At 35.9% G+C, this 15,198-nt stretch carries 15 protein-coding genes and 1 pseudogene; 12 read left to right on the top strand and 4 right to left on the bottom strand.

Annotated features, from left to right (window positions below; genetic code table 11):
• The first annotated feature begins 18 nt into the window (after positions 1–18).
• The gene (gene recD2 / locus A9C19_RS05855; RefSeq protein ID WP_072579072.1) at positions 19–2,385 is read left to right on the top strand and encodes an SF1B family DNA helicase RecD2; all 2,367 of its coding nucleotides are present in this window, start codon (positions 19–21) and stop codon (positions 2,383–2,385) included.
• A 72-nt stretch (positions 2,386–2,457) separates the two neighbouring features.
• Here recD2 and A9C19_RS05860 read toward each other — a convergent pair whose 3' ends face one another.
• Positions 2,458–3,075, bottom strand: a complete 618-nt coding sequence (locus A9C19_RS05860) for a hypothetical protein (protein ID WP_072579073.1) — start codon at positions 3,073–3,075, stop codon at positions 2,458–2,460.
• A 309-nt stretch (positions 3,076–3,384) separates the two neighbouring features.
• Here A9C19_RS05860 and A9C19_RS21310 point away from each other — a divergent pair.
• Together A9C19_RS21310 and A9C19_RS22685 are read left to right on the top strand one after the other, a co-directional pair.
• Positions 3,385–3,603: pseudogene (locus A9C19_RS21310) on the top strand (transposase); the annotation flags it as partial.
• Positions 3,570–3,836 (top strand): transposase, encoded by a 267-nt coding sequence (locus A9C19_RS22685; RefSeq protein ID WP_072579074.1) that lies wholly within the window; start codon positions 3,570–3,572, stop codon positions 3,834–3,836. The pseudogene A9C19_RS21310 and the gene A9C19_RS22685, both read left to right, overlap by 34 nt.
• A gap of 158 nt (positions 3,837–3,994) precedes the next feature.
• Here A9C19_RS22685 and A9C19_RS05870 read toward each other — a convergent pair whose 3' ends face one another.
• The 3 genes from A9C19_RS05870 to A9C19_RS05880 form a co-directional block, all read right to left on the bottom strand.
• Entirely contained in the window at positions 3,995–4,636 is a 642-nt protein-coding gene (locus A9C19_RS05870; RefSeq protein ID WP_072579075.1) for a hypothetical protein, read from the bottom strand.
• A gap of 152 nt (positions 4,637–4,788) precedes the next feature.
• Positions 4,789–5,817: a YheC/YheD family endospore coat-associated protein gene (locus tag A9C19_RS05875; RefSeq protein ID WP_072579076.1), complete on the bottom strand. Its 1,029-nt coding sequence runs from the start codon at positions 5,815–5,817 to the stop codon at positions 4,789–4,791.
• Positions 5,810–7,060 carry an ATP-grasp domain-containing protein gene (locus A9C19_RS05880; protein ID WP_072579077.1) on the bottom strand — a complete coding sequence of 417 codons (1,251 nt, stop codon included), beginning with the start codon at positions 7,058–7,060 and terminating at the stop codon, positions 5,810–5,812. Before A9C19_RS05880 ends, A9C19_RS05875 begins: the two co-directional genes overlap by 8 nt.
• Before the next feature lie 282 nt (positions 7,061–7,342).
• On the opposite strand from A9C19_RS05880, the gene A9C19_RS05885 reads away from it, so the two are divergent.
• The 9 genes from A9C19_RS05885 to mltG all read left to right on the top strand — a co-directional run bounded on the left by A9C19_RS05885 (position 7,343) and on the right by mltG (position 14,992).
• The gene (locus A9C19_RS05885) at positions 7,343–7,816 is read left to right on the top strand and encodes a PRC-barrel domain-containing protein (protein WP_072581763.1); all 474 of its coding nucleotides are present in this window, start codon (positions 7,343–7,345) and stop codon (positions 7,814–7,816) included.
• A 24-nt stretch (positions 7,817–7,840) separates the two neighbouring features.
• A complete protein-coding gene (locus A9C19_RS05890; RefSeq protein ID WP_072579078.1) occupies positions 7,841–8,032 on the top strand; it encodes a hypothetical protein in 192 nt (63 codons plus the stop codon).
• Positions 8,033–8,045: 13 nt separating this feature from the next.
• Positions 8,046–8,177, top strand: a complete 132-nt coding sequence (locus A9C19_RS05895) for a YrzQ family protein (protein ID WP_072579079.1) — start codon at positions 8,046–8,048, stop codon at positions 8,175–8,177.
• A gap of 132 nt (positions 8,178–8,309) precedes the next feature.
• Positions 8,310–9,380: an AI-2E family transporter gene (locus A9C19_RS05900; protein WP_072579080.1), complete on the top strand. Its 1,071-nt coding sequence runs from the start codon at positions 8,310–8,312 to the stop codon at positions 9,378–9,380.
• A 340-nt stretch (positions 9,381–9,720) separates the two neighbouring features.
• Positions 9,721–12,360, top strand: a complete 2,640-nt coding sequence (gene alaS / locus A9C19_RS05905; RefSeq protein ID WP_072579081.1) for an alanine--tRNA ligase — start codon at positions 9,721–9,723, stop codon at positions 12,358–12,360.
• 77 nt (positions 12,361–12,437) lie between these two features.
• Positions 12,438–12,698, top strand: coding sequence for an IreB family regulatory phosphoprotein (locus A9C19_RS05910; protein ID WP_072579082.1), 261 nt, complete (start codon positions 12,438–12,440; stop codon positions 12,696–12,698).
• A gap of 93 nt (positions 12,699–12,791) precedes the next feature.
• On the top strand, positions 12,792–13,208 hold the full coding sequence (gene ruvX / locus A9C19_RS05915) for a Holliday junction resolvase RuvX (RefSeq protein WP_072579083.1): 417 nt from the start codon (positions 12,792–12,794) through the stop codon (positions 13,206–13,208).
• A gap of 76 nt (positions 13,209–13,284) precedes the next feature.
• Positions 13,285–13,572 (top strand): DUF1292 domain-containing protein, encoded by a 288-nt coding sequence (locus A9C19_RS05920; protein ID WP_072579084.1) that lies wholly within the window; start codon positions 13,285–13,287, stop codon positions 13,570–13,572.
• A 295-nt stretch (positions 13,573–13,867) separates the two neighbouring features.
• Positions 13,868–14,992, top strand: a complete 1,125-nt coding sequence (gene mltG, locus A9C19_RS05925) for an endolytic transglycosylase MltG (RefSeq protein ID WP_072579085.1) — start codon at positions 13,868–13,870, stop codon at positions 14,990–14,992.
• Positions 14,993–15,198: the final 206 nt, after the last annotated feature.

The following is a 15,198-nucleotide window of genomic DNA, read 5'->3' on the forward strand; positions in this document are numbered from 1 at the left end:
CGAAGGGAGTAACGTTTCATGCAGGAGAGTGCAGATTTATTTGAGGAAAATGAACGTTTCGTAAAAGGGCTTGTAAAGGTTGTAATCTTTCATAATGAACAAAACCTTTACTCCGTTTTAAAAGTAAGAGTTCAAGAAACAAGTGAAGAAATAGATGATAAAGAAATAACTGTAACGGGCTATTTTCCAACCCTGCATGAAGATGAGACCTATACATTTTTTGGGTCTTTTACAAACCACCCAAAATTTGGCCTTCAGTTTCAAACAGAGCACTTTCGGAAGGAAATTCCCCAAACGAAGGAAGGGGTTATTCAATACTTATCAAGTGACCTTTTTAAAGGGATAGGGAAAAAGACAGCTGAGGCGATTGTTGATCATTTAGGTGAATCAGCGATTTCTAAAATCCTTCAAAATCCTGCTGTGTTAGACGCTATTCCTAAAGTGAAAAAAGAAAAGGCGAAACAGCTTGTAGAAGCATTAGTTTCTCATCAAGGGCTTGAGCAGGTTATGATTTCTCTCAATCAAGTAGGGTTTGGGCCACAGCTTGCCATGAAAATCTATCAAACCTATCAGGATGAAACATTATCCGTTATACAGCAGAATCCATATCAGCTTGTTCAGGATGTTGAGGGAATAGGGTTTATTCGTGCGGATGAATTAGGACAACAGATTGGGATCTCGGTAAAGAGTCCAGAAAGAATCAAAGCTGCTTGTCATTACATTATTGAACAGCTAAGTCTGCAAGATGGACATGTCTTTATTAAGCTAGAGCAATTAATTATTGAAACGAAAAAGCTACTAGATCATTCGAGTCAAGAGCGAATTGTGGAAACAGAGATTTCAAATGAAATCATTGCTTTAACGGAAGAGGGAAAAGTGATTGTGGAAGAGGATCGAGCATATTTGCCCTCACTCTTTTATGCGGAACAAGGTCTAGTTAAGAATATAAAAAGAATTCTTGATCAAACAGAGTATGAGGATCTCTTTCCAGAATCTGAATTTTTACTCTCTCTAGGGAACCTAGAAGAAAGGCTGAAGGTTCAATATGCTCCAACCCAAAAGGATGCGATTCAGAAAGCCTTAATGTCTCCGATGCTATTATTAACCGGTGGACCAGGTACTGGTAAAACAACAGTTATTAAAGGGATAGTTGAGCTTTATGCTGATTTGCATGGTTGTTCACTTGAACCTCAGGATTATAAAAAAGAAGAGCCCTTTCCAATTGTCCTTGTTGCACCAACAGGAAGAGCTGCAAAAAGAATGAGTGAAGCAACAGGTTTACCTGCTGTAACCATTCATCGTCTCCTAAAGTGGAATGGATCTGATGGTTTCGAGCATGATGAAAATAACCCTATAGCTGGAAAATTACTAATTGTTGATGAAGTTTCGATGGTGGATATTTGGATAGCGAACCAGCTATTCAAAGCAGTACCTGAAAACATGCAGGTTATTATGGTTGGTGATGAGGATCAGCTTCCTTCAGTAGGGCCCGGACAAGTTTTGCGTGATTTATTAGCTTCTTCCATGATTCCAACGGTCCGATTAACCGATATCTATCGTCAAGCCGAAGGCTCTTCTATAATTGAATTAGCCCATGAAATTAAGCATGGAACGTTACCTACGAACATTGCTGTTCCGACGTCAGACCGCTCATTTATTCAATGTTCTCAAGCACAAATGAAGGACGTAATAGAAAAGGTTATAAAAAGTGCAATTAAAAAAGGTTATACATCAAAGGATATTCAAATCTTAGCACCGATGTACAGAGGCCCAGCAGGAATTGATCAACTAAACAAACTTGTACAGGAACTGTTTAACCCGAAAGCTTCAACCAAACGAGAATTAAAGTTTGGGGACGTCGTTTATAGAAACGGTGATAAAATCCTTCAGCTTGTCAACCAACCCGATCAAAATGTCTTTAACGGAGATATTGGTGAAATTGTTTCTATTTTTTATGCAAAAGAGAATACGGAAAAAGAAGATATGATCGTCATTTCGTTTGATGGAAATGAAGTGACTTATACAAAGCAGGATTTTCACCAATTTACACATGCTTTTTGTTGTTCAATTCATAAATCTCAAGGCAGTGAGTTCCCAATTGTTATCCTGCCAATTTTAAAAAGCTACTTTAGGATGCTTCGACGTAACCTTATTTATACAGCTATTACAAGAAGTAAACGATCCTTAATTCTTTGTGGTGAAAGAGAAGCACTACAATGGGGAATTTCTAATAATGATAGTTCTGAAAGACAAACATCATTAAAACGAAAATTAAGTGGCAATGAGGAAGTAGATGAATTGCAAAAACATTTGCCGTTCCCAGTAAAGGACGCAAATATTGGAATGGAAAACATCACTCCATATGACTTTATGGTGGAAAGCTAATAAAAAATTCGAAAAGGGAGATGAGGCTCTTCATCTCTCTTTCGAATTTAGTAAGTTGAAGTTTAATGCTAGTTAATCTTTAAATTCTTCTTCTACACATGTGAAATCTTCATCAAGTTCTTCATAATCCTCTAAGGTTAAAAGCGCATGCTCCTTATGGTGGTGATCATTAGTATGACAATGTATAACGGATGGGGTAGTAGGAGGGGTTTTGCATCTGTTTTCATTTACATCACCTAGAATGGTCACATTTATCTTACCTATTTTTTCTCTAATTACGGTCGTTTGAACAACTAATATTACTTTCAATACGACAACATCATGATATCCATCACTTACTACCTGTGGAGGAATAATGGCTTCAACAAATGGATCTGTAAGCTTTAAAGAGTCACCAGGACAAGCCCCTTCGCACGTTACTTCTTCTTGAAAAAACAAGGTAATATTTTTCTGATGTTTCCCATTTACAATAAGACTGCCAAGGATACTTCCTTGTAGCACAACTAAATCTTTAATAAGTGTTCCTTTAATTGTGATACTAGAGTTATCAGGTATAAACTGAACGCTATGGCATTTTTTGTTTTTCAGAATGGTTTTGGAATGTGCTTTTAATATGGACTTTTTAGAACAGAGAACGCTTTGAATCAGGACAGCTTCAGTTGTTAAGCAATTTTCTTTTTTTGTTTCCACCCTTTTTCTCCTCCTTAAGTAAATTTCACTTCACCAGTATATGTAAAAAAAAGATCGTACTATGACAATTGATGAATATAAAAAAAACTTTTATTTTATTGGAACATACACCTCTAACAAAAAAAGAGGCTGACCCAAAAGTCTAGATTTTAGACCTTGGGTTAGCCTCTTTTCATACTTTTATCTTTTTAATTCAGTTAACGTAAAAACCGGGACGTTCCATTCCACTATCGTTCTAAAATTGTATTCATAGAAGCAAAACCCCTACGAAAACAGTCTTTTTTAAAGAATAATTAAACAACAAAAAAATCGGGTAGTCAAACTCCTGATTTTCGAACGATCAATCGGTTTCGATCTGATCGTATGAAAGACATTATCTATCAAGTCTTCTTTTCAATTGTAGAGTTACTACGTGAAAAAGGATTGGTAAAGCTGGAGCACTATTTTGTTGATGGGACTAAGATAGAAGCAAACGCAAATCAATATACATTTGTTTGGAGAAAAGCGACAGAAAAATACGAAAAAAGATTCGTGAACGTCTTCAGAGTGAAGAAGGACGAAAATTATATAGCCAACGAACATGTGATGTAGAAAGTGTATTTGGACAAATAAAACATAATCAGCAGTTCAGACGCTTTTCAATTCGTGGCCTCCAAAAAAATACGATTGAATGGGGGCTTCTTTGCGTTGCACATAACTGTAAAAAAATGCAGAAAACAATAAAAAGAACGAAAGAAAAAGAGGAAAATGGAAACCAATAAGGGGAAGGAATCCCTCTTTTTTCATTAAAAAAGCCTAATTATTTGTTTCTACACGAAAGATAAAGAAAGGGTGCTCAAAAGGTCGTTATTTAACAACCTTTTGAGTCACCCTCTCTTTTCTTACACATCATTTTATCGCAGATAATGAGTAATAACCGTTAATTTCCGTTAAAGAATGTTACCGTTCTAGCAGTAGGTGAGGTTGGTTGGAATGTAGTGCAGCGATCTTGATTAATATCACCTAATACAGTTACGCCAGCTTGAACTAATTTCTCACGAGATACAGTAATTTGTGTGCGGATGATAACTTTAAAAGTGATAAAGCCAAGTGAAGCAACATCTCCAACTGTTAATCCTGGAGTAATTACTGGTGTTAATACTGCTTCAATTACAGGTACAGTTTCTTGTAAGTCATCTCCAGGGCATGCTCCCGGACAATCTGTTTCAGCTTGGAATGGTAAGTTTAATGATACAGAGATTGGTAATGTTACTCCTAAAATATTGATATCTGCAGTAATAGGGACATAACCAGAATTAACAACTTTATCTTCTATTAATGTTCCCCTCATAACGATACCTGTTGGATCTGCAACAACATTTGAGAATGAAACTAAAGTTAAGTCAGTTCCAGCTGGAAGTAAGTCTATTGCTGGTACTTGTAATTCAGCAACCTTTTGTACAGCTTTCGTACAAATAACAGAATTAACCTTTAAGCACTCTACACTAGGTGATACTACTTTAGGTTGTTCTTTTTTGCAGCATACATCTGCTACGTTATTTTGGTTACAACAAAAATCCAAAATAATCATTCCTTTCTAGTAATATTTTCTTTTCAATATAGGTTATGATAGAAAATAATTCTTGTATAGTTGATTTCCTTAATTTAGAAAAAAATGGTGTTGTGTACGTACTAACGTTGGTTAAAAGGAACACTACGGGATATTCTATTTTACTAGGATAATTTCTCTGTGTTTTTTGCAATGTGCTTAGCATATAGAATCTTTTGTCTAGCAACCTCTAGTTCTAATGAGAAAAGAGGTGGTGTACCAGGTCGCCAATTTACTTCATATATCCAGATCTTTTTAGTAGCATCTAGTGCAATATCAATACCTAATTCATCTAGGGGATAGGAATATAATGTATCGAAGTGTTCAGAGAACATGAGAGAAAATCGTTCTAAATAACGTTTAACATTATAATAGTCCTCTTGAAACTCTTGTTTTAGAAAATCAATAATATCCATTGTTGTACCGCCTTGATGAAGGTTTGCGATAAAACTACTATCAGAAATCGTTGGAAAGATCGTGGTTAATTCCCATCTTCCATTTTTACCTTTTTGTGCATGTAGTCTGATGCTATAGGTTGAGTTATTTTTCGTATAGGATTGGATAAAAGGCTGACAAAGATAGTGTCTTTTTTGGATTATTTTCTTAATGAATTGGGGGAACAATGAATGTGGTAGTTTATATTTTTTTTTACCATCAAAAATGAAAAAGGTTGTGTCTAGTTTCTTAATAAAAAATATGTCTCTACCCCTACTTCCATCTATAGGTTTTAAGACAATTTTTGACGTGTGAGATAAAAGAGAGAAAATAGATTTATGACTTTTAACATGAACCGTAGGAATTAAGTAATCTGAAAAAACCTTTCCATCTTCGATTTTTTGATAAACTTCCATCTTGTTACCAATTGGATAGCTAGTAAAAGGGATATAATCCTCCAATTTTCTGATAATTTTTCTTTGCTTTTCTGTTTTTGGAGAGCTTGCATTATAAATAACATCAGGAAAAGGGAAAGTCTTTTCACACCATTCCCCATCTTCATAAATCCAGCCTCGTATCACTTTCTTATTAAAGTCTACTTGGCTTGGCGAAAAAAAATAAAACAATACATCCTCTAATTTAGCTACTGCAGCGAAAGCATAAGCTTTAAAAACAGTAGTAGGATGCTTACGATGTGAGAGCATTCCAACACTAATCATTGTGATCGACACCTCGCTCCTTATCTTGGGCTATATGGAATTCTATTTCTTGTGATGCCTCTAAGGCTCTAGCTTTTGCTTCGGTTAGCGAGCCGCCTGTAGCCAAAACATAGCCACATCTATCTCCCATTGAGAGAGGCGATCCCATTTTTGCCCCTTTACGAGGCTTTATATAGACCCTTTCAACTCCTGGTAGTGATAATGCGCGGTTTTTGCCCGTTACTTTCTCAAGGACACCCGTTGTATGTGTAATTAGATAACGTGCATATGCGTATTGATTTTTTGTTTTTACCATATTTACTCTTTCCCCTACATGGAGATTGACAATTTCCCTTGCTAGATTAATGCCAGATCCGGCTTCAATAAGTGAATTCATTACTCCACCAGATATTCTAGGATTCATTTCGATTAACTTTAATTGATCATCGCTATATTTGAGTTCAATATGAAATGAACCATTATCCATATTAAACTCATCAACAATTGATGAAACAAGCTGATGGAGCTTGTTATAGAGGATTTCGCTTATTTCTGGTAACAACCCATATCCAATAACAATGAATCGCTCCTTTTCTAATAACGTTTGTTCGACAAATGCAACAATTGTATAGCTACCATTATGAACAAGTATTTCAGCTAAGTATTGTTGTCCCTTTAAGTACTCCTCGATTAATACAGGGACTTCTGGATATTTAGAAATAAGTAAACGCATTGCTTTTTTAAATTCTGATGGGGTTTTAACATATATTACATCTTTAGATCCTGTAGAAAGAGGAGACTTAACCATAAGAGGTAATTTATTTTTATTCTCCTTAATAAAAAGCTTGAGATCTTCTGAATGTTGATTGTACACAGAAAAGAAAGGAGTAAAATTATAATGCTTAAGAGCTTTTCTTGTTTGAATTTTGTTTAACATTTTACAAATAAATTCACTATTCATGTTTGAATCACAATATAGCTTTGTTAATTGAGCGGCTCTGTATACATACTGATCAATAAAACTGATGATGGCTTTCAATTTTTTTGATTGAGTCGAAAGAAAGGTCAGCTTTTCTTTTATTTTTTCAACTGATAAGTCTTCAATAAAATACATTTCATGTACATCAGGAAATTCTTCTCGTTGGCTCAAGAATTTCTGTTTTGCTGTGAGTAAAATAGTGAAATATCCCATAGCTTCCGCTGCTTTTATAGCTTCTCTACTTGAGCCTGATTTATTAGTTTCGATAAAAACTATACTTAACATACATTCAACCCCTGATAAGGTATTTTCTTGGTATCGATTTGTACCACCTGATAAAGCTAAAAAAGATCGTATATCTTTTTAGAACTCGAACCGTACTGTTATGGCGTCACCAATGATCTATCTTTTTTATACTATGGAAGCTTTTGGTTTTTGAGATAGTCCATTATCATTGATTGAACAAATGATGAAGAGGACCAGAATGAGGTTGTTGGAAAAGGTTTCTCTGAATGACTTTTAGGCTCAAGGTGAACTCTATAAATGTTCGGAGAGGTGGAGATGACTTTGCGAACATTTTCAAAGCTTAACGGACTACCTGTTTATTGTAGCAGTTCGGCAAAATTGATTGGACACATTTCAAATATGTGTGTATCATCCCAGGGCTCAATCATCGGACTTGTCATGGAAGGTAAGGGGTTTTTTCAACGAGATCGATTTTTACCAATTGAATTCATTGATTCAATTGGAGAAAATGGTGTAATGATTGAGCAAGTTGAAAAACTAACTTCCGTTCATGACCTTAAGAAAAAATATTCGTATAACACATACCAGGATTTAATCCATAAGTCAGTCCTATCTAAAGAAGGGGATAAGCTTGGTTTGTTGGAAGACGTATATTTTTCAGAACAAATGGGCACAATTGAGGCATACGAGTTGACGGACGGATTTTTTGCGGATCTTACAGAAGGTAAAAAAGTAATCAGACCAAGTAGTGAGTCACTGATTATTAGCAAGGATGCGATCGTCATTGAATTATAAGAAGATAAGAAGAGGTGTGCCCGTTTGTTATCATGTCCGAATTGTAAAAGTAAAGACCTAGGGAAGATCGGTGTAAATCAATATTATTGTTGGAGCTGCTTTATTGAACTTTCTGTTAATAAAGGGAAAATTTTAACACATCAAGTTGAGGAAGATGGGACACTTAGTTCACTTGATGATTTGTTTTCTGATGATGAACGATCCATAATCATGTAAAGGGGAGATTGTCTTGAACCGAACAGTAACCTCAATTGTTTCTTTAGGAATAGGTGCAGCAGCATATCATCTTGCAAGAAATACAAACATGACATCTAATCGTTCGATGAAAAAAATGAGAAAACGAGTAATGAAAATGTTTTAAAAGAAAGAGAGCCGGATAAGGATCTGGCTCTCTTTTTAGTGTGCATGTTTTGCAATTAACATTGGAAATCACCAAAGAATGAATAAAATATTGTTCTCATCCTACACTAATGAATACGAGGAGGGACTCATCATGAGGGATCGTCATATAAAATGGTTGTTACGTATTTCGATTACATTATTAGGGTTACTCACCATCTATGTGTTCTTTAAGCTATACTCTATTTGGGAACCCTTTTATCTTATTGCTAAGGCTATACTGATCCCCTTCTTAATTGGTGCTTTTATTACATATTTACTCCATCCTGTTATAGAGAAGCTACATAGTACAGGAGTTCCAAGGACGATTTCCATTCTTATCATTTATTTTTTGTTTTTCGGCTTAATTGGATATGGAATTTATAGAGGGATTCCTGTATTAGTAAATCAGTTACGAGACTTATCGGAGAATTTTCCAAAACTTTCAATGTCTTATACAAATTGGGTAGAGTCTATTCATGATCAGACCGATAGATGGCCAGTAGGCGTAAATGAACGAATTGATACAATGTTTCAAAAGACTGAGGAGTGGCTAGCATTAACAATTGAGAATGTCATTAATAGTTTGAAGGGCATTTTTGATTACATCTTGCTATTGGCCATCATTCCCTTTTTGGTGTTTTATATGTTAAAGGATTTTGATCAATTGAAAAAGGCAGGGTGGTACTTAACCCCTAGAAAATGGAGAAATGAGGCTATTCAATTTTTAAAGGATATTGACCACTCTCTAGGAAATTACATTCGAGGTCAATTGTTTGTTTGTTTCATAATAGGTTTACTTGCTTTTGTTTCGTTATGGTTTTTTGGTATAAAGTATCCACTGATCTTAGGATTATTGATCGGTATTACAAATATTATTCCTTATTTTGGTCCCATCATTGGGGCTATACCTGCGGTAATCATTGCGGCCACTATGTCGACTAAAACCGTCATTATTGTCATTATCATCATAATGGCTTTACAATTTATTGAGGGAAATATATTAGGACCTCTCGTTGTGGGGAAGAGTCTCCATATGCACCCAATTATTATCATGCTTGCTCTTTTGGCTGGAGGAGAAATCGCAGGAATACTTGGATTAATGCTGGCCGTGCCAATCATTGTGATCTTAAGGGTGATGCTAGTTCATGCAGTGTCGTTAAGAAGACAACAAAGCCAACATTGACAATTATGTGGAGCTTGTCTATAATTCACGTTAGAATATTGTTAAAACGATGAAGGAATAAGTATGTTGTTACCGCTTCTAGAGAGGAATCTTCCTTGGCTGTAAAAGATTCTAAGTAGGAACAAACAGAAAGCTAATCCTAAGTGCAGAAAAACCTGCCGTTTAAACCACGTTACGGTTTTAGAGGTGATGGGCACTATGTCCATAATCAGGGTGGTACCGCGAGCTAACTCTCGTCCCTGTGTAAAGAATGCATTCTTTTCACAGAGACGGGAGTTTTTTGTCTACTACCAAAGAAAGTCTTTGTGTGATAAAGGTAAAATGAATAAGGAGGATACATATGAAAAATTTACAGTCTCAAGAAGTGCGACAAATGTTCTTAGATTTTTTTAAAGAGAAAGGACATGCAGTTGAGCCAAGTGCTTCTCTTGTACCACATGAGGATCCAACGTTATTATGGATTAACAGTGGTGTAGCAACTTTAAAGAAGTATTTCGATGGGCGTGTTATTCCAGCTAATCCGAGAATTTGTAATGCTCAAAAATCAATCCGAACAAATGATATTGAAAATGTCGGGAAAACAGCTAGGCACCATACGTTTTTTGAGATGTTAGGTAATTTCTCCATTGGGGACTATTTTAAAGTAGAAGCAATTGAATGGGCATGGGAATTCCTAACAAGTGAAAAGTGGATTGGATTTGATCCAGACAAGCTATCTGTAACGATTCATCCAGAAGATCAAGAGGCTTTTGATATTTGGAAAGATAAGATTGGTGTGCCTGAAGAACGAATTATTCGTCTGGAAGGGAATTTCTGGGATATAGGCGAAGGTCCAAGTGGTCCTAACACAGAAATTTTCTATGATAGAGGAGAAGCATATGGAAATGACCAGAACGATCCTGAGTTATATCCTGGTGGAGAGAATGACCGTTATTTAGAGGTATGGAATCTTGTTTTCTCTCAATTCAACCATAATCCAGATGGTACATATACCCCTCTTCCAAAGAAAAATATTGATACAGGTATGGGCTTAGAACGAATGGTTTCTGTTATCCAGGATGTTCAGACAAATTTTGACACAGATCTTTTCATCCCAATTATTCGAGCTACTGAAGAAATTTCAGGTGAAAAGTATCGTACAGATGCAGAGAAAGATGTTGCGTTTAAAGTAATTGCCGATCATGTAAGAACAGTAAGTTTTGCTATTAGTGATGGAGCACTACCTTCAAATGAAGGACGCGGCTATGTATTACGTCGTTTGCTACGTAGAGCAGTTCGTTATGCAAAGCAGATTAATATTCACCGTCCATTTATGTTTGAGCTGGTTCCTGTGGTTGCTGAAATCATGGTAGATTTCTACCCTGAAGTAAAAACCAAGACAGAATTTATTCAAAAAGTCATTAAAAATGAAGAAGAACGCTTCCATGAAACACTAAATGAAGGACTGGCTATCCTAAATGAAGTCATGAAGACTCAAAGGGACAAAGGTCAAGATATTATCCCTGGAGAAGATGTGTTCCGCTTATATGACACATATGGTTTCCCAGTTGAGTTAACTGAGGAATATGCAGAAGAAGAGGGAATGAAGGTGGACCAAGAGGGCTTTGAAGCAGAAATGGGACGTCAAAGAGACAGAGCTCGTGCTGCTATTCAAAAAGTCGACTCTATGCAAGTTCAAGGTGGGGTTCTTGGAGATATTAAAGCGGAAAGTGAATTCGTTGGATATACAAAGTTAACGGTTGAAAATGCACATGTTATTGTCATGGTAAAGGATGGAGAAGAGATAACAAGTGCTTCTGAAGGTGATGAATTCCAGCTGATTTTAGATCAAACTCCATTCTATGCCGAGAGTGGTGGACAAATTGCTGATGAAGGAACATTAGCTAATGAAGCAGTGACGTTAAAGGTGAAAAATGTTCAAAAGGCTCCGAATGGACAAAACCTTCATCACGTTGTCGTTGAAAGTGGAGAGATTAAATCGGGAGATACAGTAGTGGCAACTGTTGCAGGTGAGAACCGCTCTGGAGTTATTAAAAATCATACAGCAACTCATCTATTACATCAGGCATTAAAAGATGTACTAGGAACACATGTAAATCAAGCGGGATCATTAGTGACGAAGGATAGATTACGTTTTGATTTTTCACATTTTGGTCAAGTGACACAGGATGAATTAACTCAGATTGAACAAATAGTGAATGAGAAAATTTGGAAAAGTATCGATGTGAATACGGATTATAAATCCTTAAACGAAGCAAAAGAAATGGGAGCAATGGCATTATTCGGTGAAAAATATGGTGACATTGTTCGTGTTGTTCAAGTAGGCGACTATAGTCTTGAGCTTTGTGGGGGATGTCATGTTCAAAATACAGCAACGATTGGTCTTTTCAAAATTGTTGGCGAATCGGGTATTGGAGCTGGCACAAGAAGAATTGAAGCTGTTACAGGAAAAGCTGCTTATCAATCCATTAATGAGCAACTGAACAAATTAACAGAAGCAGCAGATCTGCTAAAAGCGAATCCAAAGGATGTTATTTCACGAATTAATGGGTTACTTCAAGATTACCGTTCTCTACAACGTGAAAATGAATCTTTAGTTGCTAAGTTAGGAAACATGGAAGCCAGTACGATTGTAGATCAAGCAATTACAATTAATGGAGTAACCGTTCTAGCTGCAAAAGTGAATGCGAAAGATATGAATAGCTTACGAGGAATGATGGATGACTTGAAAAATAAGTTACAATCCGTTATTGTTGTTCTCGGAGCTGCTGAAGACGGAAAAGTTAACTTGGTCGCTGGAGTTACGAAGGATTTAGTTGATAAAGGCTACCATGCTGGAAAGCTAATTAAAGAAGTTGCTGAACGATGCGGTGGAAAAGGCGGCGGTCGTCCAGAAATGGCTCAAGCTGGTGCTAAAAACCCTGAAAAGTTAGGAGAAGCACTTAAATATGTCGAAGAATGGGTTGAATCCGTTTTATAAATTGAAAAAGTAGTGTAAAATGTAAGTAAGATTGGACAAGCAGATTCCATTCATGAATCTGAGAAAGAGGTGCGAATGTGAGTTCATTTGATAAAACGATGAAATTTAACTTTTCTGACGAAACGGTCGAAACGAATGTAAATGATGTCCTTTACACTGTGTACGATGCTTTGCAAGAAAAAGGATATAATCCTATTAATCAAATCGTAGGCTATTTGCTTTCAGGAGACCCTGCCTACATTCCACGTCATCGTGATGCACGGAATTTAATTCGCAAACTTGAGCGAGATGAATTGATCGAAGAGCTAGTTAAATCTTATTTACAAAAGAGAACGTAAGGTTTTAGAGGAATGGATTTTGGGTAAGATATTCAAGTTCATGTATGTTTAGACCATTTCCTATTACTTAGTACAAAATGAAAGGCATCTATTATGCGAATACTTGGATTAGATCTTGGTACGAAAACATTAGGCGTAGCAGTAAGCGATGAGTTAGGCTGGACAGCACAAGGAATTGAGACCATTAAGATAAACGAAGCGAGTCATGACTATCAGTTAGGAAGACTTTCAGAGATTATTGGTGAGCATTCTGTTGAGAAAATTGTACTAGGTATTCCTAAGAACATGAATGGGACACTTGGACCAAGAGCTGAAGCAAGTCAACATTTTGCTCAATTGTTAGAAAAGAAATTTCAATTACCGGTTATTCTCTGGGACGAGCGCTTGACAACAATGGCTGCTGAACGCATGTTAATTTCTGCTGACGTTAGCCGAAAGAAAAGAAAACAAGTCATAGATAAGATGGCTGCAGTGATGATTTTACAAGGATACTTAGATAGTTTAAATTAGAATGACTCACTAAAAAGAATATGGTCTTACTACTAATAAGATAAATGAAAGTTAATTAACTAATGAGGTGAATAGAATGGATCACGGCGAAAAACAAATTACTGTAATTGATGAGAATGGAAATGAGCAATTATGCGAGGTGCTTTTTACATTCGAGTCAGAAGAATTTAAGAAATCATATGTATTGTATTACCCAGTAGGTGCTGAAGAAGATGATAGTGAAGAAATTGAGATTCACGCTTCAAGCTTCAACCCACATGCAGAAGGTGAAGATGGAGAGCTTGCTCCAATCGAAACAGAAGAAGAATGGGATCTTATTGAAGAAATGTTAAATACATTCCTTGACGAAGAAGAGGAAGAGTAAGAGTAAGAAAGAGAAGCAAAGGAGGACTTACCTCTTTTGCTTTTTTATTGTTTAAAGGAAGGAAGGTGTTTTTTCGCTTCTAAGCAAGCTTTACTGAAAAATTTGATGCGAATAGCCATAATGAGTAGCAGGACTAGAGTTAGTGTATAAACCTTCTTAAAAGATTTAAAAGCACAGTAAAGATCTTTTAGAAAAATGGAACTAATTTCTCCTTCCCGATATGAAAAGAATTGAAAAAATTGCCGAATCATTTAGAACATTGTAGTATAATAGTTGGGATGAGAGGAGGATATATATGAAAGAAGATTCAAAGAAGGATTCTTTTCGTAAAAAACTTCTAGAGAAACAAAGTGAGGCAAAGGTTGTCCGGAAAATTGTATTGACCGTTTTTATTCTTTTAGTCATCGCTTTTTCAGGATTAATTGGGGGCGGTTATTTATATATAAAATCTGCTTTACAGCCTGTAGATCCAGCAGATCAAAAAACAGTTAATGTCACGATTCCAATTGGATCATCGGTATCAATGATTGCGAAAATTTTAGAAGAAAATCAACTCATAAAAGATGATCGTATCTTTAAATATTACATCAAATTCAAAAATGAATCTGATTTTCAAGCTGGTGATTATGAGCTGAAAAAATCAATGACATTTGACGACATTATTTTAAGTCTGAAAAAGGGAAAGGTAATGGAAGAAGTAGCTTTACAAATAACCATACCTGAAGGTCGTCAATTGAAAGAAATATCATCTATTATTGCAAACAACACAACCTACGATGAGGAAGATATCTTTAAAAAACTTACTGACAAGACATTTATTGACGCGATGAGGGATAAGTATCCGGACCTTCTTACTAATGATTTGTTTAGTGAAAAAGTAAAGTATGCTCTTGAGGGGTATTTATTTCCAGCAACGTATCCTTACTATACGGAAAATCCTACAATAGAGGAAATAGTAGAACCAATGATAGGTAAAATGCATGAGGTTGTCACAAAATATTACGCTCAAATTCAAGAAAAAGACATGACTATACACGAGTTTGTGACTATGTCCTCATTAATTGAAGAAGAAGCAACAGCAAAAGCGGATCGAGAAAAAATATCAAGTGTATTTTATAATCGATTAGATAAAGACATGATGCTTCAAACAGATCCAACTGTCTTATACGCTTTAGGTGAGCATAAAGATCGTGTTCTTTATGCAGATTTAGAGGTTGAATCTCCTTATAATACCTATAAAGTGACTGGCCTTCCGCCTGGACCTATCGCGAATGCAGGTGAAATGTCCATGGTAGCAGCTCTAAATCCAGAAGAGACAGATTACTTATACTTCCTTGCAACGAAGGAAGGACAAGTTATCTTTACGAAAACGTTAGATGAACATAATAAAGAGAAAAACACACATATTACAAATCAGTAATTAATTTCTTGCTGTCGTTAACTAGGAGGGAGGGTGAATTTAATATTCGCATTCCCTTTCTTGTTGTGGTAAAATATATCGAGTTGTTATAGAATGACTAGATTTGATAAAAGACGACAAAAGAGTTCTCATTTTTTGGGGCTCTTCTTTTTAGGTAGATATGGACTCTTTATTATATATGTTTTCATTACTATAGTTTGTTTTTG

The organism is Bacillus weihaiensis (assembly GCF_001889165.1).
Classification (GTDB): Bacteria; Bacillota; Bacilli; order Bacillales; family Bacillaceae; genus Metabacillus; species Metabacillus weihaiensis.

Coding starts and splice junctions, on each gene's coding strand:
- recD2 (WP_072579072.1), top strand. CDS start 19: ATGCAGGAGAGTGCAGATTTATTTGAGGAAAATGAACGTTTCGTAAAA.
- A9C19_RS05875 (WP_072579076.1), bottom strand. CDS start 5,817: ATGATTAGTGTTGGAATGCTCTCACATCGTAAGCATCCTACTACTGTT.
- A9C19_RS05880 (WP_072579077.1), bottom strand. CDS start 7,060: ATGTTAAGTATAGTTTTTATCGAAACTAATAAATCAGGCTCAAGTAGA.
- A9C19_RS05900 (WP_072579080.1), top strand. CDS start 8,310: ATGAGGGATCGTCATATAAAATGGTTGTTACGTATTTCGATTACATTA.
- alaS (WP_072579081.1), top strand. CDS start 9,721: ATGAAAAATTTACAGTCTCAAGAAGTGCGACAAATGTTCTTAGATTTT.
- ruvX (WP_072579083.1), top strand. CDS start 12,792: ATGCGAATACTTGGATTAGATCTTGGTACGAAAACATTAGGCGTAGCA.
- A9C19_RS05920 (WP_072579084.1), top strand. CDS start 13,285: ATGGATCACGGCGAAAAACAAATTACTGTAATTGATGAGAATGGAAAT.
- mltG (WP_072579085.1), top strand. CDS start 13,868: ATGAAAGAAGATTCAAAGAAGGATTCTTTTCGTAAAAAACTTCTAGAG.